We start from the raw sequence: 22,502 nt of genomic DNA, 5'->3' as shown, positions 1-22,502 counted from the left end.
GCACGGACCGGGGGACAGCACTGTGGACAAACTCATAGCACCTCCGCCCGCACCCTTCTGACCTGCATTTTCTCCATCCACCGGCTGTGGGGAAGAAAAACTTCGGCCCCCGGTTCAAGATCAGAACAAACGGCGCACAGCCCGACCTGGAAAGCACCTGTCCGTAAGGGCTGATACATCATTGCATCCCTTACCTGTGGAAGATTAGATTAGGCCCATGACTCAGGCACCCACGGCAGCGAAGACCCGTCGACGCCGGCACGACCGCGAGATCGTATCGCTGGCTCTGCCGGCCTTCGGCGCCCTGGTCGCCGAGCCCCTCTTCGTGATGGTCGACAGCGCCGTCATAGGTCATCTCGGCACCCCGCAGCTCGCGGGCCTCGGCATCGCCGCCGCGCTCCTGATGACCGCCGTGAGCGTCTTCGTCTTCCTCGCATACGCCACCACCGCCGCGGTCGCCCGCCGCGTCGGCGCGGGCGACCTGCAGGCCGCGATCCGGCAGGGCATGGACGGCATCTGGCTGGCTCTGCTCCTCGGCGTCGCCGTGATCGCGGTCGTCCTGCCCTCCGCCCCCTGGCTGATCGACCTCTTCGGCGCCTCCGGCACAGCCGCCCCATACGCCGTCACGTATCTGCGGATCTCCAGTCTCGGCATCCCCGCGATGCTCGTGGTACTCGCGGCCACCGGTGTCCTGCGCGGCCTCCAGGACACGAGGACCCCGCTCTACGTCGCCGTCGGAGGCTTCACCGCCAACGCGGCCCTCAACGTGGGCCTCGTGTACGGCGCGGAACTCGGCATCGCCGGTTCCGCCTGGGGCACCGTGATCGCCCAGTGCGGGATGGCCGCCGTATATCTCGTGGTGGTGATCCGCGGCGCCAGGAAGCACGGCGCGTCCCTGCGCCCTGACGCCGCCGGCATCCGGGCCTGCGCCCAGGCCGGCGCACCCTTGCTGATCCGCACGCTGTCGCTGCGCGCCGTTCTGATGATCGCCACCGCGGTGGCCGCCCGGCTCGGGGACGCGGATGTCGCGGCCCACCAGATCCTCCTGTCCCTGTGGAGTCTGCTGGCCTTCGCCCTCGACGCGATCGCCATCGCGGGCCAGGCGATCATCGGCCGGTATCTGGGGGCCGACGACCCCAAGGGCGCCCAGGAGGCATGCCGGCGGATGGTGCAGTGGGGCATCGTCTCCGGGGTGGTGCTCGGCGTACTGGTCGCGGTGTCACGACCGCTGTTCATCCCGCTCTTCACGAGCGACGACGTCGTACGGGACGCGCTGCTCCCGGCCCTGCTGGTGGTGGCCGTGTCCCAGCCGATCGCAGGCATCGTGTTCGTGCTGGACGGCGTGCTGATGGGCGCCGGAGACGGGCCGTACCTGGCCTGGGCCATGCTGGCGACGCTCGCCGTGTTCACGCCGGCGGCGCTGCTGGTACCGGTACTCGGCGGCGGACTGACCGCCCTGTGGTGGGCGATGACGCTCATGATGGTGGTACGGATGCTGACGCTCTGGTTGCGTGCGCGCTCGGGCCGCTGGATCGTCACGGGCGCCTCCCGCTGAGCCAGGCGTCAGGCGTTGGGCAGGCGCAGGAGCGATGCGCTGACCGACCGCGGCGCGCCCTGAGCACCTACGTGTTTCACGTGAAACGACGAAGGGCCGCACCCCGTGGGGTGCGGCCCTTCTGACTGCTCTGCGATGCGCAGCGCTTAGGCGGCGACGACCTCGACGCCCAGGTTCGCGGCGACCTCGGCGTGCAGACGCACGGAGACCTGGTGCGAGCCAAGGGTCTTGATCGGGGCGCCCAGCTCAACGCGGCGCTTGTCGACCTCGGGGCCACCGGCGGCCTTGATCGCCGAAGCGACGTCGGCCGGCGTGACGGAACCGAAGAGACGGCCGGCGTCGCCGGAGCGAACGGCCAGACGCACGTTCACGCCTTCGAGCTTGGCCTTGATCTCGTTGGCCTGCTCGATGGTCGCGATCTCGTGGATCTTGCGGGCGCGGCGGATCTGCGCCACGTCCTTCTCGCCACCCTTGGTCCAGCGGATCGCGAAACCACGCGGAACCAGGTAGTTGCGAGCGTAGCCGTCCTTGACGTCAACGACGTCGCCGGCAGTGCCGAGGCCAGAGACCTCGTGGGTGAGGATGATCTTCATTTTTCGGTCACCCTTCCCTTATCGCGCGGTGGACGTGTAGGGCAGCAGCGCCATCTCACGGCTGTTCTTGACTGCCGTGGCGACGTCACGCTGGTGCTGCGTGCAGTTGCCGGTCACGCGGCGGGCACGGATCTTGCCGCGATCGGAAATGAACTTCCGCAGCATGTTCGTGTCCTTGTAGTCCACGTACGTGACCTTGTCCTTGCAGAATGCGCAGACCTTCTTCTTAGGCTTGCGCACAGGCGGCTTCGCCATGGTGTTTCTCCTGTGTGATCAAGAAGTGGTGTACGGGCCCGCCCTAGAAGGGGGGCTCGTCCGAGTAGCCGCCGCCGGCGCCGCCGGAGCTTCCGCCCCAGCCGCCGCCACCCTGCTGCTGCCCGCCGCCGGCCGGTGCACTGCTGGCCCAGGGGTCGTCGGCGGGAGCGCCGCCACCCTGCTGGCCGCCGCCGCCGGGGGCTCCGCCCCAGTTGCCGCCGCCCTGACCGCCCTGCTGGCCGCCGCCGTACCCACCCTGACCGCCTCGGCCGGTGGTCTTGGTGACCTTGGCCGTGGCCGTCTTGAGGCTGGGGCCGACTTCCTCGACGTCCAGCTCGTAGACCGTGCGCTTGACGCCCTCGCGGTCTTCGTAGGACCGCTGCTTGAGCCGGCCCTGAACGACGACGCGCATGCCTCGCGTAAGCGACTCCGCGACGTTCTCCGCCGCCTGACGCCAGACCGAGCAGGTGAGGAACAGGCCTTCGCCGTCCTTCCACTCATTGGTCTGCTTGTCGAAGATGCGGGGAGTGGACGCGACACGGAACTTCGCGACCGCCGCACCGGACGGGGTGAAGCGCAGCTCGGGGTCGTCGACGAGATTGCCGACGACCGTGATGACGGTCTCGCCTGCCATGGGTGAACCTCTCGGCGGGGATTGCTGCTGGCTGCTTGTTGCTACTCGGACCCGATTACCGCTGAGCTACTGAGCTCAGTGGGTTTCGGGGCGGAGGACCTTGGTCCGGAGGACCGACTCGTTCAGGTTCATCTGTCGGTCGAGCTCCTTGACGACCGCAGGCTCGGCCTGCAGGTCGATGACCGAGTAGATGCCCTCGGGCTTCTTCTTGATCTCGTAGGACAGACGACGACGGCCCCAGGTGTCGACCTTCTCGACCTTTCCGTTGCCCTCACGGACGACGGAGAGGAAGTTCTCGATCAACGGGGAGACAGCGCGCTCCTCGAGATCGGGGTCGAGGATGACCATCACTTCGTAGTGACGCATGTGGAACCCACCTCCTTTGGACTCAGCGGCCACGGTCGTTCCGTGGCAGGAGGGTCGTGATGCGTACGCAACGGTATCGGCCGCCACTGACAAGCCGCCTTCCGCGAGGGGAGAGGCTCGTTTTCTGGCAGGGCAGACACCGGTGCAGACCGTACAGACTACCTGCTCAACGCCTTCCGGTTGAAATCCGGCCCTGAGGGGCCACAATCTGTACACATCGGGTGTGTGCGGCATCACGTTCGCCGCCTTCCAGCAGGAGGTGCCCCATGGCGCAGGCAATGCGACGACACTCCACGAGCTCGCTCTTCGAGACCGACGGCAAGCCACATCCGCTCCAGGACACCCTGCTCGTGGTGACGCTCGTACTGGGCGCGATCGCCTTCGTCTCGGCGATGTTCCACAACCTGCACCTGCTCAGCTCGTGGACGGGTCTGGTCGGCATCCTCACGGGTGCGTACGGCCAGTTCATCTCGGCCACGACCCGCGAGCGGTTCCCGATGATCGTCGGCCTGGGCGCGTCCGCGGTGGGCTTCTTCCTCGGCATGGCCCACGGCGGTCTGTTCGGCGGGGTGCTCGGATAGGCCCGGCTGGGTCAGCGGCCAGTCGGGGCGCTCCTTGGGCGCAGTAGGCTTCGGCGCGAGAGCCGGAGCCCCTGATCCCATGGGGACAGACCTGCCGAGGAGCGCCCCGTCATGAGCCTGACCCTGAGGACCATCAGCCGAGAGCAGCATCTGGCATACATCCAGAGCCTGCCCGCGGCGAGCCACTGCCAGGTCCCGGCATGGGCCGATGTCAAGACGGAGTGGCGCTCGGAGAGCCTGGGCTGGTTCGACCAGGGCGGTCAGCTGGTCGGCGCCGGCCTCGTGCTCTACCGGCAGCTGCCGAAGATCAAGCGCTATCTCGCGTACCTCCCCGAGGGCCCGGTGATCAACTGGTACGCGCCGAACCTGGACGACTGGCTGCAGCCGATGCTGGCGCACCTCAAGCAGCAGGGCGCCTTCTCCGTGAAGATGGGCCCGCCGGTGGTCATCCGCCGCTGGGACGCGCCCGCCATCAAGGCCGGCATCCAGGACCCGGACGTGAAGCGCCTGCGCGACATCGAGGCGACGCACATCGAGCCGCGTGCGTTCGAAGTGGCCGACCGGCTGCGGAAGATGGGCTGGCAGCAGGGCGAGGACGGCGGAGCCGGCTTCGGCGACGTGCAGCCCCGTTACGTGTACCAGGTGCCGCTGGCGAACCGTTCGCTCGACGACGTCCTCAAGGGCTTCAACCAGCTGTGGCGGCGCAACATCAAGAAGGCCGAGAAGGCCGGCGTCGAGGTCGTCCAGGGCGGCTACGAGGACCTCGCCGAGTGGCAGCGGCTGTACGAGATCACCGCGGTGCGTGACCGCTTCCGGCCGCGCCCGCTCTCGTACTTCCAGCGCATGTGGTCCGTCCTGAACGCCGAGGACCCCAACCGCATGCGGCTGTACTTCGCTCGTCACAACGGCGTGAACCTGTCCGCGGCGACGATGCTCGTCGTCGGCGGCCACGTCTGGTACTCGTACGGCGCCTCCGACAACATCGGCCGCGAGGTCCGGCCCTCGAACGCGATGCAGTGGCGGATGCTGCGCGACGCGTACGCGATGGGCGCGACCGTCTACGACCTCCGGGGCATCTCGGACTCGCTCGACGAGACCGACCACTTGTTCGGCCTGATCCAGTTCAAGGTGGGCACGGGCGGGGAGGCTGTGGAGTACGTCGGCGAGTGGGACTTCCCGCTCAACAAGATGCTGCACAAGGCTCTCGACATGTACATGTCGCGCCGCTGATACTCGCTCGTCCCCGCACTCGCACGTCCCCGCACTCGCACCGTTCGCCCCCATACCTCGATACACCGCAGCCACCAGAAAGGTTCCGGACCGGCCATGGCGCTCACCCTCTACGTCGACACCGCGCGCTGGCGGGCGCACCAGAAGTCCGTGCTCGACCAGTTCCCCGGAATCGTGCCGGTCTGCAAGGGCAACGGCTACGGCTTCGGTCACGAGCGGCTCGCGGACGAGGCGACCCGCTTCGGCTCGGACATCCTCGCCGTCGGCACCACCTACGAAGCCGCCCGCATCAAGGACTGGTTCGGCGGTGACCTGCTCGTCCTGACACCGTTCCGGCGCGGTGAGGAGCCGGTGCCGCTGCCGGACCGGGTGGTGCGTTCGGTGTCGTCCGTCGACGGTGTGCACGCGCTGGTCGGCGCCCGCGTCGTCATCGAGTGCATGAGCTCGATGAAGCGGCACGGTGTGAAGGAGGAGGAACTCGGCCTGCTCCACGCGGCCATCGAGGACGTGCGCCTGGAGGGCTTCGCCCTGCACCTGCCGCTGGACCGCACCGACGGCTCGGACGCGGTCGAGGAGGTCATCGGGTGGATGGACCGGCTGCGCGCGGCGCGTCTCCCGCTGCACACGATGTTCGTCAGCCACCTGAAGGCCGACGAACTGGCGCGGCTGCAGCAGCAGTTCCCGCAGACGCGCTTCCGCGCGCGGATCGGCACCCGGCTGTGGCTGGGCGACCACGAGGCGACGGAGTACCGCGGCTCGGTCCTGGACGTGACCCCGGTGTCGAAGGGCGACCGGTTCGGCTACCGCCAGCAGAAGGCGGCCTCGGACGGCTGGCTCGTGGTCGTGGCCGGCGGTACGTCGCACGGTGTCGGCCTGGAGGCGCCCAAGGCGCTGCACGGTGTGATGCCGCGCGCCAAGGGCGTGGCGCGGGCCGGCCTCGCCACGGTGAACCGCAACCTCGCCCCGTTCGTGTGGGCCGGCAAGCAGCGCTGGTTCGCCGAGCCACCGCACATGCAGGTCTCGATCCTGTTCGTCCCCTCGGACGCACAGGAGCCGAAGGTGGGCGAGGAACTGGTGGCCCATCTGCGCCACACGACGACGCAGTTCGACCGCATCGTCGACCGCTGACCCTCCGCAGCACCGCGTATTCGGGCGGCTGACCCCAGCGGGGCGTCAGCCGCCCGACGCCGTGGCGCCCCATTCCACCCGCGGCCCCTCGACGTCGTGCGCGGCGTGCCGCGGCGGATGCGCGGCCCTGCCCAGGACGAAGCGGTCCTCCGCTCCGTCGAGGACCCCGCCCGAGGGGTCGTCCGAGCCGTCGCACCGTACGACGTCCCGCTCCGGCAGCAGGATGTCGCGTACGACGACGGCGCACAGGTAGAGCGTGGCCAGCAGGTGCAGCGCGATGGCGAGCTGGTAGCCCTCGGGGGGCAGGCCGCGCTGCTTGTCGCCGCTGGTGGTGTACGCCAGGTACATCCAGATCCCGAGGTAGTACATGACCTCGCCGGCCTGCCAAATGAGGAAGTCGCGCCAGCGCGGCCGGGCCAGGGCGGCGAGGGGGATGAGCCACAGGACGTACTGCGGCGAGTAGACCTTGTTGGTGAGGATGAACGCCGCGACGACCAGGAAGGCCAGTTGGGCGAAGCGCGGCCGGCGGGGCGAGGTCAGGGCCAGCGCGGCGATCCCGGCGCACAGCGCGACCATGAGCAGCGTCGCGTACGTGTTGACGGCCTCGACGTCGAGCGGCTTCCCGGTGCGCTGCGTGATGATCAGCCAGAACGAGCCGAAGTCGACGGACCGCTCCTGGCTGAAGGTGTAGAACTTCTTCCACCCTTCGGGCGCGAAGATCATGACGGGCAGGTTCACCAGCAGCCAGGCGCCCGCCGCACCGAGCAGCGCGGCGCCGTACTCGCGGTATCTGCCCGCCCTCCAGCACAGCACGAGGAGCGGTCCCAGGAGCAGGACGGGATAGAGCTTCGCGGCGGTGGCCAGCCCGACGAGGATGCCGAAGGCCAGCGAACGGCCCCGGGACCACATGAGCATCGCCGCGGCCGTCAGGGCGACGGCCAGCAGGTCCCAGTTGATGGTTGCGGTGAGGGCGAGGGCCGGCGCGAGCGCGACGAGAAGGGCGTCCCAGGGGCGTCGTCGGTGCGTACGGGCGACGCAGACGGCGATGACGGCGGCGCAGATCATCAGCATGCCCGCGTTGACCATCCAGTACGCCTGTTCGCGCTCCTGGACGGACCCGTCGAAGGGCAGGGTCAGCCACGCGGCGACCTGCATGAAGAGGCCGGTCAGGACGGGGTATTCGAGGAACTCCATGTCGCCGGACAGGCGGTCGAAGTACGGCACGAGGCCGTCCGCGAAGCCCCGTCCCAGGTACAGGTGCGGGATGTCGGAGTAGCAGGCGTGCGTGTACTGCGAACTGGTGCCGCGGAACCAGGCCCACTCGTAGCACGGGATCTTCTGCACCATGCCGAGCGCGAACATGCCGACCGCCACCAGGGCGACGACGCGTACGGGTGAGAGCCGTGACGCGCCCAGCGCGGCCCACCGGCCGACGGGTCCGCCGATCAGCTCGCTGCCCGCCGCCGCGACCTTGTCCTGATGCGTGGGCCGTACTACGGGCCGGTCCTCATGCACGCTCGTCATGGGGTCATCCTGCCGTACGGCACTGTGCGCACGTCCGGGGCTGTGGACAACACTGTGCGCACACGTCCGTGGCTGTGGACAACGGCGAGGGCCGCCGCACCTGGGTGCGACGGCCCTCGTCAGGGGTGGGGTGGTGCCCGGCGTCAGCCGCCGCCTCCGAAGAGGCCGCCGTTACTGCTGCCGTTGCCCGGTTTTCCGTCGGTCTCGCCTTCGGTGGTGGTGCCGTCGGTGGTACCGCCGTCGGCTGTGCTGCCGTCGGTGGCCCCCCCGGTGTCGGTGCCCCCGGTGTCCGTGCCACCCGCGTCGGTACCGCCGGCGTCCGTACCGCCTTCGCTGGTGCCACCGGCGTCCTCGCCGTCGTCACAGGCCCAGTCGAACGGCTTGCAGGACTTGGTCTGGCTCGGGGTAACGGACGGCGACGGGGTCACCGAAGGAGTCTCGGACGGGGTGGCGGACGGCGTCTCGGACGGCTCCTCGGACGGCGACGGAGTCGGCGTCGGGGACGGGGCGCCGGTTCCGTCGGCCTTCTCGCCGATGGGGACGGCCGGCGGGAAGTCCTCGACCTTATCGTCCTTGAGAGCGTCCTTCATGTAGTTCGTCCAGACCTCGGCGGGGATGTCACCACCGTGGATGGACGGGACGCCGCCGGTGCCGTTCATCGACAGGAGCTTGCGGGACTCGGGGTCCGTACGGAAGAGGGTCACCGCGGTCGACAGCTGCGGGGTGTAGCCGACGAACCAGGCCGACTTGTTCTTGTCGGTGGTACCGGTCTTGCCGGCGGCCGGACGGCCCAGCTTCTGCGCCTTCTGGCCGGTGCCCTCGGGGCTCTCGATGACGTTCTTGAGGACGTCGGTGACGTTGTCCGCGACCTCCGGGTCCATCGCCCGCTTGGCCCTCGGCCTGTCGAAGCCGGGCTCCTTCTGCCCCTTGTGAAGCACCTTCTTCACGGAGTACGGCTCGCGGTGCTTGCCGGAAGCGGCGAAGGTCGCGTACGAATCCGCCATGCGGATGGCACTTGGGGTGGATGTGCCCAGGTAGAAGGACGCGTTGTTCTTGTCCATCGACTGGCTGAGGATTCCGGTGTCCTCCGCCATCTGGGCCACATGTTCGTGACCGACGTCGATTCCGAGCTGCACGAAGGGGGTGTTGATGGACTTCTCCATCGCCTCCCTGAGGGTGACGTAACCGTAGGCCTTGTCACTCTCGTTCTTCTGCCGGAACGGCTGACCGTTCTTGCCCGGAATCGGGTTGCCGTTCTGGTCCCTGATGACGATCAGGTCATTGGCGTTGTACTTGCTCAGCGGCGAAAGGCCCGTAGGGGCGGTCTTGTACGTGCCGTGCTGCATCGCCGCGGCGAGGACGTAGGGCTTCCAGGTCGAGCCGACGGGGACGCCGGACGTGTCGGCGTTGTTGGTGAAGTGCTTCTTGTCCCAGCCGTCGCCGCCGTACAGCGCGACGATCGCGCCGGTGTCCACGTCCACGGAAGCGGAACCGAACTGGACGAACTTGTCCGTCTCGGGGCGCGCCTTGGCGTCGAGGAATTCCTTCTTGGTCTTGTTGACCGCCTTCTCCATCGCCCTGACCTTCCCCTTGTCGAAGGTCGTGTAGATGCGATAGCCGCCGAGCGCGAGCTGCTCGGGCGTGATGTCGGTCTGCTTCAGCACGTACTTCTTGGCGGTCTCGACCAGGTAGCCCTTCTGACCACCGAGGCCAGTGGCCTGCTCGGATTCCTTGCGCTCGGGGAACCCCTTCTTCTTCCACTTGTCCGCGTCAGCCTGCGTCATCCGGCCGACCTCGACCTCGCGGTCGAGAATCCACGACCAGCGCCCTTGGGCACGCTTCGTGTTCTCCTGCTGGGAGGCGTTGTCGCCGAGGCCACCGTCAGGGTTGTAGAGGTTCGGCCCCTTGAGAAGCGCCGCGAGGAAAGCGCATTCGGACGCGTCCAGCTTTCGGCTGTCCTTGCCGAAGTAGGCCTGGGACGCGGCCTGGATACCATACGCGTCGCGACCGTAGTACGCGGTGTTCAAGTATCCCTCCATGACCTCGCGCTTGTCGTCAGTAATGCCGACCTTGAGCGAGATGATGAGCTCGGTGAACTTCCGCTTTATCGTCTGCTCCTGGCCGAGGTACAGGTTCTTCACGTACTGCTGGGTGATGGTCGAGCCGCCCTGCGTCTCCTGCCCCATGGCCATGTTGACGATGGCCCGGCCCATACCCATGGGGTCGACTCCCCAGTCGTCCTCGAACGACTCGTTCTCGGCCGCGATCACCGCGTCCTGCATCTCCTGCGGGATGTCCTTGAGGGTGACCGTCTGGCGATTGCGCTGGCCGCCGGTCGCGGCGAGCTGCGTGTTGTCGCTCCAGTAGAAGACGTTGTTCTGCGCCTCTGCCATCAGTTGCGGGTTGGGCTTGTCCACCCAAGCGAACGCGACGCCCATCCCCGCGACCAGGAGCGCGAAGAAGCCCAGGCACGTACCGCCGACCAGCTTCCAGGACGGCAGGAACCGGCGCCAGCCATACCGGTCCGAGCGCGGGTAGTTGATGAACCGGTCGTTCGCCGGCGGAGCTCCGCGCCCCCGGCCCGAACCCCTGCCCGCAGGCTCGGCGCCGCGTCGGCGTGAGCCGGCCGACGCGCTCCGCTGGGCGGCGCGGCGGGCCTCCGCTCTGCCGCCGGCAGGACGTTCCTCCCCGTACGAACCGGAGAGCATCTCAGTGGTGCTGTGCGTGTCCCGCGTGGGGGCCGCGCGGCGGCCTGATGGCTGCTGGGCGGCTCGCCGGGCCGCGGCACGTCCTCCGTCCTGCGGCTGCGACGGTTTGCGACGGTGCTCGCTCATCGAACGACTACTCCTCGGGCAGGCGAGATCGCCTGGAAGCGGCAGGTGAGTTCCGGTCCCCCCGAAGTACGGACCAGCCCGGGGCCGGGCTCGTCCGTACGGCCTCATGTGCATCCAGGACGAGGACGCTCCCTGGCGTCACTTGGTTCCCGGTGGGTTGCATGCCGCACAGACTACGCACCGCCAAAACCCCCCCAGCGCCGAGATTCACCCCAAATCAGGCAAGTCACGTGCACCGGATCAGTGATGTGACGCCGTTCACGATGGCCCCTCTTGTCCCATCGGCACTCCCGTTCTATCGTCTGGATGTATCGAGTCGATACATCAGCTCGGCATAGGGACCACGGCGACCGGGGAGGCGAAGAGTGAGCAGGCGCTCAGGCATCCTCGAATTCGCCGTGCTCGGCCTGCTGCGCGAGTCCCCGATGCACGGTTACGAGCTGCGCAAGCGGCTCAACACCTCGCTAGGGGTGTTCCGCGCCTTCAGCTACGGGACGCTCTACCCCTGCCTCAAGACGCTCGTCGCAAACGGCTGGTTGATCGAAGAACCCGGCAGCGCTCCCGAGGACGCGCTCGCCGCTTCGCTCGCGGGACGCCGGGCGAAGATCGTCTACCGGCTGACGGCCGAAGGTAAGGAGCACTTCGAGGAGCTGCTCTCCCACACCGGCCCCGACGCGTGGGAGGACGAGCACTTCGCTGCCCGTTTCGCCTTCTTCGGACAGACGGAGCGCGAGGTGCGGATGCGGGTGCTCGAGGGCCGCAGGAGCCGGCTGGAGGAGCGTCTGGAGAAGATGCGCGCCTCCCTGGCCCGCACCCGCGAGCGCCTGGACGACTACACGCTTGAGCTGCAGCGACACGGCATGGAGTCCGTGGAGCGCGAAGTGCGCTGGCTGAACGAGCTCATCGAGAGCGAGCGGGCGGGGCGGGATCAGCGACGATCCGACCCCGGGAATCCGGCTCGTGACGACATCACCACTGGAGAGACGGACGGCCTGCCCCGGCACCGGGACGACACCGGTCCGGATCCGTCCGACGACACCGTCAAGTGAGGCCCTGCACTTCCGCAGGCCTCGTCGAGAACACAGGGAGCAACCGCCAATGGGTTCGGTTCGCGTAGCCATCGTCGGCGTGGGCAACTGCGCCGCCTCGCTGGTGCAGGGCGTCGAGTACTACAAGGACGCCGACCCGGCGGGCAAGGTGCCGGGTCTGATGCACGTCCAGTTCGGCGACTACCACGTCAGCGACGTCGAGTTCGTCGCCGCGTTCGACGTCGATGCGAAGAAGGTCGGCCTCGACCTCGCCGACGCCATCGGCGCCAGCGAGAACAACACCATCAAGATCTGCGACGTGCCGAACACCGGCGTGACCGTCCAGCGCGGCCACACCTACGACGGTCTGGGCAAGTACTACCGCCAGACGATCGAGGAGTCCGCCGAGGCGCCGGTCGACATCGTCCAGACGCTCAAGGACCGCCAGGTCGACGTTCTCGTCTGCTACCTGCCCGTCGGTTCCGAGGACGCCGCGAAGTTCTACGCGCAGTGCGCCATCGACGCCAAGGTCGCCTTCGTCAACGCCCTCCCGGTCTTCATCGCCGGCACCAAGGAGTGGGCCGACAAGTTCACCGAGGCCGGTGTCCCGATCGTCGGCGACGACATCAAGTCGCAGGTCGGCGCGACCATCACGCACCGCGTCATGGCGAAGCTCTTCGAGGACCGGGGCGTCGTCCTGGACCGCACGATGCAGCTGAACGTCGGCGGCAACATGGACTTCAAGAACATGCTCGAGCGGGAGCGCCTGGAGTCCAAGAAGATCTCGAAGACGCAGGCCGTCACCTCGCAGATCCCCGACCGCGACCTCGGTGCGGACAACGTCCACATCGGCCCGTCCGACTACGTGGCCTGGCTCGACGACCGCAAGTGGGCGTACGTCCGCCTCGAGGGCCGCGCCTTCGGTGACGTCCCGCTGAACCTCGAGTACAAGCTCGAGGTGTGGGACTCCCCGAACTCCGCGGGTGTCATCATCGACGCCGTGCGTGCCGCGAAGATCGCCAAGGACCGCGGCATCGGCGGCCCGATCCTCTCCGCGTCGTCCTACTTCATGAAGTCCCCGCCGGTGCAGTACTTCGACGACGAGGCCCACCGCGCCGTCGAGGCGTTCATCAAGGGCGAGGTCGAGCGCTAGAGCTCCGCCTGTCCCGCCTGAAGCCTCAGGCAGGCCGATCGTCGAGGGTCCCCGGGTCATGCGCCCGGGGACCCTCGACGTGTGTGACGCTTACACGCATGCCTGTCGTACGTGATCTGCGCGTACTCCTGCGCCTGACCGCCTTCCGCCGCCTGCTGACGGTCCGGCTGCTGTCCCAGTGCGCGGACGGTGTGTATCAGGTCGCTCTCGCCACGTACGTCGTCTTCTCCCCCGAGAAACAGACCTCGCCCGCCGCGATCGCCTCGGCGATGGCCGTCCTGCTGCTCCCCTACTCGGTGGTCGGGCCCTTCGCGGGCGTCCTGCTCGACCGCTGGCAGCGCCGCCAGGTCTTCCTGTACGGCAATCTGCTGCGGGCTGTGCTCGCCTGCGGGACGGCACTGCTGATCCTCGCCGCTGTGCCCGACTGGCTCTTCTACGCCTCGGCCCTGTCCGTCACCGCCGTGAACCGTTTCGTACTGTCCGGCCTCTCGGCCGCGCTGCCGCGTGTCGTCGACGCCGACCGGCTCGTCATGGCCAACTCCCTTTCCCCCACGGCGGGTACGCTCGCCGCCACCGCGGGCGGCGGCCTCGCCTTCGCCGTGCGGCTGGTGGCGTCCGACTCCGACGCGGTGGTCGTACTGCTGGGAGCCGTCCTCTATCTCTGCGCCGCCCTGTCGTCGCTGCGCATGGCCCGGGAACTGCTGGGCCCCGACCCCGAACAGGTGCAACCGCAGCTGGGCGCCGCCCTCACCTCCACTGCGCGGGGCCTCGCCCAGGGCGTGCGCCACCTGTCCCAGCGCCCGGCCGCCGCGCGCGCGCTGGCGGCGATGACGCTGATGCGCTTCTGCTACGGCGCGTTGACGGTCATGGTGCTGATGCTGGTCCGGTACGCGTGGTCCGAAGGCGGGGGCTCCGGGTCCGAAGGGCTCGCGCTGCTCGGTATCGCCGCCGGTTTCTCGGGAGCGGGTTTCTTCGCGGCCGCAGTGCTGACCCCGTGGGCGGTGGCCCGGCTGGGAGCGTACGGATGGATGATCGCTTGCGCGGGAGCGGCCGCCGTGCTCGAACCGGCGCTCGGGCTGCCGTTCCGGCCTGTGCCGATGATGATCGCCGCCTTCGTGCTCGGGCTCACGACGCAGGCCGCGAAGATCACGACGGACACGGTGGTGCAGGCATCGGTCGACGACGCCTATCGCGGGCGCATCTTCTCCCTCTACGACGTGCTGTTCAATGTCGCCTTCGTAGGCGCTGCGGGAGCAGCGGCCCTGATGCTGCCCGACGACGGCCGCTCGGCCCCCCTGGTGGTGATGGTCGCCGTCATGTACGCGGCGGTCGCCGCGACCCTGCTCCGCTGGCACCGGGCAGAACCTTTGCGCTGAAGGCGGCGCCCAAGTCCCCAAGACGCGAGGGGCGGTGTTTCACGTGAAACACCGCCCCTCACCGCATCGGCCTTGCGTCATGTTTCACGTGAAACATGACCTCAGCCCTGCGACGCCCACCACTCCTTGAGGGCCGCGACTGCGGCGTCACGCTCCATCGGCCCGTTCTCCAGGCGCAGTTCCAGCAGGAACTTGTACGCCTTGCCGATCTCGGGGCCCGGCCCGACGCCCAGGATCTCCATGATCTGGTTGCCGTCCAGGTCCGGCCGGATCGAGTCCAGCTCCTCCTGCTCCTTGAGCTGCGCGATGCGCACCTCAAGCCCGTCGTACGCCCGCGACAGCGCACCCGCCTTGCGCTTGTTGCGCGTGGTGCAGTCCGAACGGGTCAGCTTGTGCAGGCGCTCCAGCTGCGGGCCGGCGTCGCGCACGTACCGCCGCACCGCGGAATCGGTCCACTCGCCCGTCCCGTAGCCGTGGAAGCGCAGGTGCAGTTCCACCAGCAGCGAGACGTCCTTGATCATGTCGTTCGAGTACTTCAGGGCGGTCATGCGCTTCTTCGTCATCTTCGCGCCGACCACCTCGTGGTGGTGGAAGGAGACCCGGCCGTCCTCTTCGAAGCGCCGCGTCCTCGGCTTCCCGATGTCGTGCAGCAGCGCCGCGAGACGCAGCACCAGATCCGGCCCGTTCTCCTCCAGGTCGATGGCCTGCTCCAGGACCGTCAGCGAGTGCTCGTAGACGTCCTTGTGTTTGTGATGCTCATCACTTTCCAGGCGGAGCGCGGGCAGCTCAGGAAGCACATGTCCGGCGATGCCGCTGTCGACAAGCAGCCTCAGGCCCTTGCGCGGGTTGGCGGAGATAAGCAGCTTGTTGAACTCGTCACGCACTCGCTCGGCCGAGACGATTCCGATCCGTTCCGCCATGGCCGTCATCGCCCCGACCACCTCGGGCGCCACCTCGAAGTCGAGCTGAGCGGCGAAGCGCGCCGCACGCATCATGCGCAGCGGATCGTCGGAGAACGACTCCTCAGGCGTGCCGGGCGTACGCAGGACACGGGCCGCGAGGTCTTCGAGACCGCCGTGCGGATCGACGAACTCCTTCTCCGGGAGCGCGACGGCCATCGCGTTCACAGTGAAGTCGCGGCGCACGAGGTCTTGCTCGATGGAGTCGCCGTACGAGACCTCGGGCTTCCGGGACGTCCTGTCGTACGCCTCCGAGCGGTACGTCGTGACCTCGATCTGGTAGCCCGCCTTCTGGCACCCCACTGTGCCGAAGGCGATCCCGACCTCCCACACCGAGTCCGCCCACGGCCGGACGATCTTCAGTACGTCGTCGGGGCGGGCGTCGGTGGTGAAGTCCAGGTCGTTGCCGAGGCGGCCGAGCAGCGCGTCCCTGACCGATCCGCCGACGAGCGCCAGACTGAAGCCCGCCTCCTGGAAACGGCGCGCGAGATCATCGGCGACAGGGGAGACCCGCAGCAGTTCGCTGACCGCGCGGCGCTGCACCTGATTCAGGGCACTGGGATTGTCTTCGTTGGCGTTCGGCACAACAGAAAAGGGTACGTGCCCCGGCCGGTCGAAGCGTCCCCGTTTATTGCCGCCCGACAGGACTCTTCCGATCATGTGGAGCAGTGGGCAGCACTTCGCCACAGCGCACCTCGTTACCATGCGTGGACGCAAGAACCGACAACCAACACCACCAGCAGACGAAGACTAGGGACGGGCGTGGGCGTGGCCGAGGCGGCAGACTTTCAGGGGATGGTTCCCTCACCTGCCCGCCGGTGGCTGCGGCGCACGGCGGGGCTGCTCGCGGGCATCCCCCTGGTGGCGGGCCTGGTGAGTCTCCCGGCGCCCGCGCAGGCCGCCGATGACGCCACCGGATCGCGCACGGTCGATGTGTCCCTGGACTCACTGACGCCCGGCGCCCCGGTGGAGGGCGACAAGGTCACCGTCTCCGGCACGGTCACCAACAAGGGCAAGGAACCCGTCACCGACGCGCACGTCGGTCTCAGCGTGGGACCCCGCCTGTCCAGCAGGAGCGCGATCGACGATGCCGCCGAGCGCAGCCGGCAGGCGGACGCGAGCGGCCCGGCGGAGCTCGGCGGGAAGTTCACGAAGAAGTTCGCCGAGCTCCCGGCCGGCATCAGCCAGGACTTCAGCATCACGGTGCCGGTCGACAAGCTGAAGCTCGACGACCAGGGCGTGTACCAGCTCGGCGTGTCCCTGTCGGGGCAGACGCAGACCCGTCCGTACAAGCAGACGCTCGGTGTCCAGAAGACCTTCCTCCCCTGGCAGCCCGACGCCACGGAGAAGAAGACCCAGCTCACGTACCTCTGGCCGCTCATCTCCTCGACGCACCTCACCGCCGAGACGGGTTCGGACGAGCAGCAGACCCCGGTCTTCGACAACGACGACCTCGGCGCGGAGCTCGCCCCCGGCGGGCGGCTGAACCAGCTGGTCTCCCTCGGCAACGAGCTGCCGGTGACCTGGGTCGTCGACCCGGACCTGCTGGCCACCGTCAACGCCATGACGGAGAGCTACCGGGTCAAGTCCGAGGACGGTGAGTCGACCGTCGCGGGCAGGTACCAGGACGTGGCCAACACATGGCTGAACGATCTCCAGAAGGCGGTGGACGGCCGGAAGGTCGTCGCGCTGCCGTTCGCCGACCCCGACCTGGCCTCGCTGGCGCACCGCGGCAAGGACGTGCCCGGTTCGCTCAGCCACCTGAGGCGGGCGACCGACGTCGCCGCGACCGCCGTGCAGTCGATCCTGCACACGGAGCCCACCACCGACTTCTCCTGGCCGGTGAACGGCGCCGTCGACCCGTCGATCGTCGATGTCGCCACCTCGGCCGGCGCCGACAACGTGATCGTCCGCAGCGACAGCCTCTACGAGACCGGCGGTCTGCCGTACACGCCCACCGCGGCCCGGCCCATCGGTGGCGGCACCACCGCGGTGGTCGCCGACGCCCGGCTTTCCCAGGCCTTCGAGGGCGACATGTCGAACGCCGGGGACTCCACCCTGGCCGTGCAGAAGTTCCTCGCCCAGACCCTGGCGGTGACGCTGCAGGACGAGGAGAAGCAACGCAGCGTCGTGGTCGCCCCGCAGCGCCTGCCGTCCGCGAGTCAGGCGCAGTCGATGGCGAGCGCCCTGCACAGCCTCGACGCCCAGCGCTGGTCGCAGCCCCTGGACCTGGTGGCCGCCTCGAAGGCGAAGCCGGACGCCCGCGCCACGACCGTCGTGCCGGGCACGGCCGCGTATCCCGGCTCGCTCAGCAAGCAGGAGCTGCCCGCCAGGGCGTTCCAGGACATCAAGTCCACCCAGGGCAAGCTCGACAACTTCAAGGTGATCCTCACCTCCCCCGACCGGGTGGTCACCCCCTTCGGCAACGCCCTGAACCGTGCGATGTCCACCTCCTGGCGCGGAAGCGAGCGCAAGGCCAAGGACTACCGCGACGGGGTGCAGAGCTACCTGGTGAACCTCACCGACGAGGTGCAGCTCATCCAGAAGTCGGACGCGACCCTCTCGGGACGCAGTGCGATGGTGCCCGTGACCGTCCAGAACCAGCTGGTGCAGGGCGTCGAGCACCTGGTGCTGCGGCTCAGGTCGACCAAGCCCACGCGCCTCAAGCTGGACGGGGACCAGAGCATCGCCGAGCTTCCGGTGAAGGTCGCCGGCGGCCACAGCCAGTCGGTGAAGTTCACGGCCACCGCCAACGCCAACGGCCCCGTTCCGGTGATCGCCCAGCTCTACACGGAGGACGGCACGCCGTACGGCCGCCAGATGGAGTTCACGGTCGACGTGAACGAATTCACGCCGACGGTGATGCTCGTCATCGCCGGCGGTGTGCTGCTGCTCGTGCTCGCCGGGGTCAGGATGTACACCCAGCGCAAGCGTGCGGCGGCCCGTGAGACCGCCGCCGGGGACGGCGACGGGGACGGCGAGGAGAGCGCCGACTCCGAGCAGCCGAGTGACCCGACACCGGACACCGGTCCCGAAAGCGGCAACCCGTCGGGCGCGGGTGAGAAAGTGGACCGTTGAGCTACGCCGTGGTCGGTGGGCCGGGGACGATGAGGTGGAGTTGCAATGCAGCGTCCTCCTGGGGGAGAGTCCCCGGATCCCCGGCCGGACACCCAGCGGGGCACAGCTCGCCGGAACAGAAAGCTCGAGGGGAGCACCAGTGAACGCGCCGTACGACGGTGACCGTGGACAGGGCGCGAGTGGCACCGCGCCCTTGCCGGGCGTGCCCCCGGAGCCCCCGGCGGCGGGCCATGTGCCGGCGCCGCAGCACGCCGAGCCGGAGCCCGGCCAGGATCCTTACGCCGTCCCGGACCCGTACGTCCAGGACGCCTACAGCCACGACCCGTACCGCACGCAGGACCCCTCCGCGCAGGATCCGGTCACCGAGGCGCTCTACGACCGCGCCGCGCACCCCCCGCCGCCGCCCGGCACGTACCAGGAGCCGCAGCCGCTCTACCAGCAGCCGGCCGCGCCCCAGTACGCACCGGACCCGAACGTGTGGGCGCAGACCCCGCCGCCCGAACCGGACGGTCCTTCGCGCCACCTGCCGTACGGGGACAATCCCGCGACCACCGAGTACGTGGGCGTCGACGACCTCGTCACCCGGGCCGGCGACGAGATCCCCGAGCAGCCGGACGCGTTCGCTCACCTCTACCGCGACCAGCAGGCACCCGGGCAGCCCGCTCCCACCGCCGTGGCGGAGCCGGCCCCGGCCCCCGCGCCGCCCAAGAAGCCCGCCGGGAGGGCCGCCAGTGTGCTGAAGTCGAGCGCGCTGATGGCCGCGGGGACGCTGGTCTCCCGTCTCACGGGCTTCGTACGCAGCCTCGTGATCACGGCGGCGCTCGGCGCAGCCCTTCTCGGTGACACCTTCACCGTGGCGTACACGCTGCCCACGATGATCTACATCCTCACCGTCGGCGGCGGCCTGAACTCCGTCTTCGTGCCACAGCTGGTGCGGGCGATGAAGAACGACGAGGACGGCGGCGAGGCCTTCGCCAACCGCCTGCTCACCCTCGTCATGGTGGCGCTCGCCGTGATCGTGGGTGTCGCGGTGTTCGCGGCCCCGCTGCTGGTGAACGCGATGTCGTCCACCATCGCCGACGACCCGGCGGCCAACAGCGTGGCGGTCACCTTCGCCCGTTACTGCCTGCCCACGATCTTCTTCATGGGCGTGCACGTCGTCATGGGGCAGATCCTCAACGCCCGCGGCAAGTTCGGCGCGATGATGTGGACGCCGGTCCTCAACAACATCGTCATGATCGTCACCTTCGGGCTGTTCATCTGGGTCTACGGCACCTCCGCCGACACCCAGATGGGTGTGCAGACCATCCCGGACGAAGGCGTCAGGCTCCTCGGGATCGGCACCCTCCTCGGACTGACCGTCCAGGCGCTGGCGATGATCCCGTACCTGCGCGAGACGGGCTTCCGCTTCCGGCCCCGCTTCGACTGGAAGGGCCACGGCCTGGGCAAGACGGTCAGGCTCGCCAAGTGGACCGTCCTGTTCGTCCTCGCCAACCAGGCGGGTGTCCTGGTCGTCACCCAGCTCGCCACGGCGGCGGGTGCGGCGTCCGGCAAGGACGGCGCCGGCATCCTCGCCTACTCGAACGCCCAGCTGATCTGGGGCATGCCGCAGGCCATCATCACGGTCTCCGTCATGGCCGCCCTGCTGCCCCGCATCTCCCGGGCAGCGCACGACAACGACCCGGGCGCCGTCCGGGACGACATCTCGCAAGGGCTGCGCAACTCGGCGGTGGCCATCGTCCCGGTCGCCTTCGCGTTCCTGGCGCTCGGCGTCCCCATGTGCACCCTGCTGTTCGCGTCCACCGGCCACGAGGGCGCCCAGTCCATGGGCTTCGTCCTGATGGCCTTCGGTCTCGGGCTCATCCCGTACTCGGTGCAGTACGTCGTCCTGCGCGGCTTCTACGCGTACGAGGACACCCGCACGCCGTTCTACAACACCGTGATCGTCGCCGCCGTGAACGCCGCCGCCTCGGCCGTCTGCTACGTCGTCCTGCCCGCCCAGTGGGCCGTGGTCGGCATGGCCGGCTCGTACGGCCTGGCCTACGCGATCGGCGTCGGCGTGGCCTGGCGACGGCTGCGCAACCGGCTGGGAGGCGACCTGGACGGCACCCACGTCCTGCGTACGTACGCCAGGCTCTCCGGTGCCTCGGTGCCGGCGGCCGTCCTGGGCGGCGCCGCCGCCTTCGGCATCATGCGGGTCCTGGGAAGCGGCGCCCTCGGGTCGCTCGCGGCACTGGTCGGGGGAGGCATCGTGCTGCTGGGAGTCTTCTTCCTCGCCGCGAAGCGCATGCGGATCGTGGAACTCAACGCCATGGTGGGCATGGTGCGCGGACGTCTCGGACGCTGAGCGGCCCGGCGGCCGAGCACAACCATCACTGGCCGCCGCGTGTCGTGCATAGCACCGGACTGTGGGCACAATTGGCATGGCTGTTCAACAGCGCGCAACGGATGGGGAGGCAGGAACGACGGTGGCGGAACGTAGCACGGCTGCCGTCGACGTGGCAGACAACAGCGGTGACGAACCGCTGGCCGCCAAGGCGGACGAGGCCACGGCCGACGGGGTGGCACCAGCCAAGGAGCCAGCGGACGAGAGCAAGAGCGACGCGGACGGCGAGCACCCATGCGCCGAACCCCCCGTCGCCACGCCTGAGCTGCACAGCGGTCACAAGCTGGCCAAGCGTTACCGGCTCGAAGAATGCGTCACCCGTCTGGACGGGTTCAGCAGTTGGCGCGCGGTCGACGAGAAACTGCGCCGTGCCGTGGGCGTGCACCTGCTGCCCGCGGACCACCCGCGGGCCAGGTCCGTGCTCGCCGCGGCCCGCTCGTCGGCGCTGCTCGGCGACCCCCGGTTCGTGCAGGTCCTCGACGCCGTCGAGGAGAACGAACTCGTCTACGTCGTCCACGAATGGCTCCCCGACGCGACGGAACTGACGGCGCTTCTCGCCGCCGGACCGCTGGAGGCCCACGAGGCGTACCAGCTCGTCAGCCAGATCTCCCAGGCCATGGCCGCCGCACACCGCGAGGGTCTCGCCCACCTCAGGCTCACCCCCGGCGCCATTCTGCGGACCTCCTCGGGCCAGTACCGGATCCGCGGACTCGCCGTGAACGCCGCCCTGCGCGGCATCACCTCCGACCGCCCACAGCGCACCGACACCGAAGCGATCGGCGCTCTGCTGTACGCCGCCCTGACGCAGCGGTGGCCGTACGAGAGAGACGCCTACGGCCTCTCCGGGCTGCCCAAGGGCGTCGGGCTGATCCCGCCCGACCAGGTACGGGCCGGCATCCACCGGGGCCTGTCCGAGCTCGCCATGCGGGCCCTGGTGAACGACGGCGCCACCGCCTCGCGCCAGGAACCGCCCTGCACCACCCCCGACGAGCTGGCCAAGGCTGTTGCGGCGATGCCCCGCATCCGCCCCCCGGAGCCCACCTTCACGGCGCTGCCGGAGTACCAGCGCACCACCTACCAGCAGGGCACCTACAGCAGGCCGGGCCCGCATCCCGGCGTGCCCCCGACCCAGGCCGTCGCTGCCGTACCGCCTCATCCTCTCCAGAGCCGCACGGGGAAGGTGCTCAAGTGGGGCGTGGCCGCGCTGCTGATCGCCGCACTGGGACTCGGCAGCTGGCAGCTCGCGGACACGCTCCTGGACCGCGGCCAGGACGCCGGTGAGACGAAGTCCTCCGAGCCGAGCGACGACGAGGCGCCCAAGAAGCCGGATCCCAAGCCGATCGCCATCTCGGACGCCGCGGTGTTCGCCCCGAACGGCGACGGAATAGCGCCGGAGAAGGTACCGAACAGCATCGACGCGGACACCGGCACCGCGTGGATCACCGGGGAGTACCACGGTTTCGCCAACTTCGGCAATCTCCCGCAGCGCAAGGACGGCAGCGGGATCATCGTCGATCTCGGCAGCGTCAAGGACGTCTCCGGCCTCGACATCGACATGTACCGCAGCGGACAGACCGTTGAAGTGCTGGCCGCCGGTGAGGACGCCTCGAATCCGGCCGCGCTCTCCGATTTCCCGCACGAGGTGTCCCAGAGCGAAGTGGCGCAGAGCAAGCTGGAAGCCACGCTCGACAAACCGGTCCGTACCCGGTACATCCTGGTCCACATCACGTCGCTGCCGCCCGACGGATCGCCCGACCGCTTCCGTGGCGGCATCGCGGAGATCAAGGTTCTGGGCTGACCGGTACACCAGGGGGAGGGGGCT

At 68.9% G+C, this 22,502-nt stretch carries 17 protein-coding genes; 10 read left to right on the top strand and 7 right to left on the bottom strand.

The features are described from left to right. The first annotated feature begins 217 nt into the window (after window positions 1-217). Window positions 218-1,555 carry an MATE family efflux transporter gene (locus AC07FK_RS22625; protein WP_479106727.1) on the top strand — a complete coding sequence of 446 codons (1,338 nt, stop codon included), beginning with the start codon at window positions 218-220 and terminating at the stop codon, window positions 1,553-1,555. 146 nt (window positions 1,556-1,701) lie between these two features. Here the strand turns inward: AC07FK_RS22625 and rplI are convergent, their stop codons facing one another. The 4 genes from rplI to rpsF form a co-directional block, all read right to left on the bottom strand. After that, window positions 1,702-2,148 carry a 50S ribosomal protein L9 gene (gene rplI, locus AC07FK_RS22620; RefSeq protein WP_138895788.1) on the bottom strand — a complete coding sequence of 149 codons (447 nt, stop codon included), beginning with the start codon at window positions 2,146-2,148 and terminating at the stop codon, window positions 1,702-1,704. A gap of 18 nt (window positions 2,149-2,166) precedes the next feature. Beyond that, entirely contained in the window at window positions 2,167-2,403 is a 237-nt protein-coding gene (rpsR, locus tag AC07FK_RS22615; RefSeq protein ID WP_003949403.1) for a 30S ribosomal protein S18, read from the bottom strand. Window positions 2,404-2,446: 43 nt separating this feature from the next. Then, window positions 2,447-3,037, bottom strand: coding sequence for a single-stranded DNA-binding protein (locus tag AC07FK_RS22610; protein WP_453401903.1), 591 nt, complete (start codon window positions 3,035-3,037; stop codon window positions 2,447-2,449). Between the two features lie 75 nt (window positions 3,038-3,112). Then, entirely contained in the window at window positions 3,113-3,403 is a 291-nt protein-coding gene (rpsF, locus tag AC07FK_RS22605; protein WP_006604399.1) for a 30S ribosomal protein S6, read from the bottom strand. A gap of 266 nt (window positions 3,404-3,669) precedes the next feature. Between rpsF and AC07FK_RS22600 the strand changes: the two genes are divergently transcribed. The 3 genes from AC07FK_RS22600 to AC07FK_RS22590 all read left to right on the top strand — a co-directional run bounded on the left by AC07FK_RS22600 (window position 3,670) and on the right by AC07FK_RS22590 (window position 6,342). Next, window positions 3,670-3,984, top strand: a complete 315-nt coding sequence (locus AC07FK_RS22600; RefSeq protein ID WP_479106726.1) for a hypothetical protein — start codon at window positions 3,670-3,672, stop codon at window positions 3,982-3,984. 111 nt (window positions 3,985-4,095) lie between these two features. Next, the gene (locus AC07FK_RS22595; protein ID WP_453401901.1) at window positions 4,096-5,214 is read left to right on the top strand and encodes a lipid II:glycine glycyltransferase FemX; all 1,119 of its coding nucleotides are present in this window, start codon (window positions 4,096-4,098) and stop codon (window positions 5,212-5,214) included. 96 nt (window positions 5,215-5,310) lie between these two features. Beyond that, a complete protein-coding gene (locus AC07FK_RS22590; protein WP_453401900.1) occupies window positions 5,311-6,342 on the top strand; it encodes an alanine racemase in 1,032 nt (343 codons plus the stop codon). 45 nt (window positions 6,343-6,387) lie between these two features. Here AC07FK_RS22590 and AC07FK_RS22585 read toward each other — a convergent pair whose 3' ends face one another. Then, window positions 6,388-7,866, bottom strand: coding sequence for a glycosyltransferase family 87 protein (locus AC07FK_RS22585; RefSeq protein ID WP_479106725.1), 1,479 nt, complete (start codon window positions 7,864-7,866; stop codon window positions 6,388-6,390). Between the two features lie 143 nt (window positions 7,867-8,009). Then, on the bottom strand, window positions 8,010-10,700 hold the full coding sequence (locus AC07FK_RS22580) for a transglycosylase domain-containing protein (protein ID WP_479106724.1): 2,691 nt from the start codon (window positions 10,698-10,700) through the stop codon (window positions 8,010-8,012). Window positions 10,701-11,065: 365 nt separating this feature from the next. On the opposite strand from AC07FK_RS22580, the gene AC07FK_RS22575 reads away from it, so the two are divergent. The 3 genes from AC07FK_RS22575 (at window position 11,066) to AC07FK_RS22565 (ending at window position 14,257) form a co-directional block, all read left to right on the top strand. Further along, window positions 11,066-11,749 carry a PadR family transcriptional regulator gene (locus AC07FK_RS22575; protein ID WP_479106723.1) on the top strand — a complete coding sequence of 228 codons (684 nt, stop codon included), beginning with the start codon at window positions 11,066-11,068 and terminating at the stop codon, window positions 11,747-11,749. Between the two features lie 49 nt (window positions 11,750-11,798). After that, window positions 11,799-12,881, top strand: coding sequence for an inositol-3-phosphate synthase (locus tag AC07FK_RS22570; protein ID WP_479106722.1), 1,083 nt, complete (start codon window positions 11,799-11,801; stop codon window positions 12,879-12,881). A 98-nt stretch (window positions 12,882-12,979) separates the two neighbouring features. Beyond that, a complete protein-coding gene (locus tag AC07FK_RS22565) occupies window positions 12,980-14,257 on the top strand; it encodes an MFS transporter (RefSeq protein WP_479106721.1) in 1,278 nt (425 codons plus the stop codon). 101 nt (window positions 14,258-14,358) lie between these two features. On the opposite strand, the gene AC07FK_RS22560 is transcribed toward AC07FK_RS22565, so the two are convergent. Beyond that, on the bottom strand, window positions 14,359-15,801 hold the full coding sequence (locus AC07FK_RS22560) for a CCA tRNA nucleotidyltransferase (protein ID WP_479106720.1): 1,443 nt from the start codon (window positions 15,799-15,801) through the stop codon (window positions 14,359-14,361). A gap of 183 nt (window positions 15,802-15,984) precedes the next feature. Here AC07FK_RS22560 and AC07FK_RS22555 point away from each other — a divergent pair, with 183 nt between their 5' ends. From AC07FK_RS22555 to AC07FK_RS22545, 3 genes are all read left to right on the top strand, one after another. After that, entirely contained in the window at window positions 15,985-18,294 is a 2,310-nt protein-coding gene (locus tag AC07FK_RS22555) for a DUF6049 family protein (RefSeq protein ID WP_479106719.1), read from the top strand. 139 nt (window positions 18,295-18,433) lie between these two features. Then, window positions 18,434-20,641, top strand: a complete 2,208-nt coding sequence (murJ, locus tag AC07FK_RS22550) for a murein biosynthesis integral membrane protein MurJ (protein WP_479106718.1) — start codon at window positions 18,434-18,436, stop codon at window positions 20,639-20,641. A 121-nt stretch (window positions 20,642-20,762) separates the two neighbouring features. Further along, a complete protein-coding gene (locus AC07FK_RS22545) occupies window positions 20,763-22,478 on the top strand; it encodes a protein kinase family protein (protein ID WP_479106717.1) in 1,716 nt (571 codons plus the stop codon). Window positions 22,479-22,502 lie beyond the last annotated feature (24 nt).

This window comes from Streptomyces sp. NPDC046122 (assembly GCF_056429965.1).
This window is presented reverse-complemented; position numbering and strand designations above follow the sequence as displayed.

What these genes read in the sequence shown, in the direction of transcription:
- AC07FK_RS22625 (WP_479106727.1), top strand. Translation starts at nt 218, where the DNA reads ATGACTCAGGCACCCACGGCAGCGAAGACCCGTCGACGCCGGCACGAC.
- rplI (WP_138895788.1), bottom strand. Translation starts at nt 2,148, where the DNA reads ATGAAGATCATCCTCACCCACGAGGTCTCTGGCCTCGGCACTGCCGGC.
- rpsR (WP_003949403.1), bottom strand. Translation starts at nt 2,403, where the DNA reads ATGGCGAAGCCGCCTGTGCGCAAGCCTAAGAAGAAGGTCTGCGCATTC.
- AC07FK_RS22610 (WP_453401903.1), bottom strand. Translation starts at nt 3,037, where the DNA reads ATGGCAGGCGAGACCGTCATCACGGTCGTCGGCAATCTCGTCGACGAC.
- rpsF (WP_006604399.1), bottom strand. Translation starts at nt 3,403, where the DNA reads ATGCGTCACTACGAAGTGATGGTCATCCTCGACCCCGATCTCGAGGAG.
- AC07FK_RS22600 (WP_479106726.1), top strand. Translation starts at nt 3,670, where the DNA reads ATGGCGCAGGCAATGCGACGACACTCCACGAGCTCGCTCTTCGAGACC.
- AC07FK_RS22595 (WP_453401901.1), top strand. Translation starts at nt 4,096, where the DNA reads ATGAGCCTGACCCTGAGGACCATCAGCCGAGAGCAGCATCTGGCATAC.
- AC07FK_RS22590 (WP_453401900.1), top strand. Translation starts at nt 5,311, where the DNA reads ATGGCGCTCACCCTCTACGTCGACACCGCGCGCTGGCGGGCGCACCAG.
- AC07FK_RS22585 (WP_479106725.1), bottom strand. Translation starts at nt 7,866, where the DNA reads ATGACGAGCGTGCATGAGGACCGGCCCGTAGTACGGCCCACGCATCAG.
- AC07FK_RS22580 (WP_479106724.1), bottom strand. Translation starts at nt 10,700, where the DNA reads ATGAGCGAGCACCGTCGCAAACCGTCGCAGCCGCAGGACGGAGGACGT.
- AC07FK_RS22570 (WP_479106722.1), top strand. Translation starts at nt 11,799, where the DNA reads ATGGGTTCGGTTCGCGTAGCCATCGTCGGCGTGGGCAACTGCGCCGCC.
- AC07FK_RS22565 (WP_479106721.1), top strand. Translation starts at nt 12,980, where the DNA reads ATGCCTGTCGTACGTGATCTGCGCGTACTCCTGCGCCTGACCGCCTTC.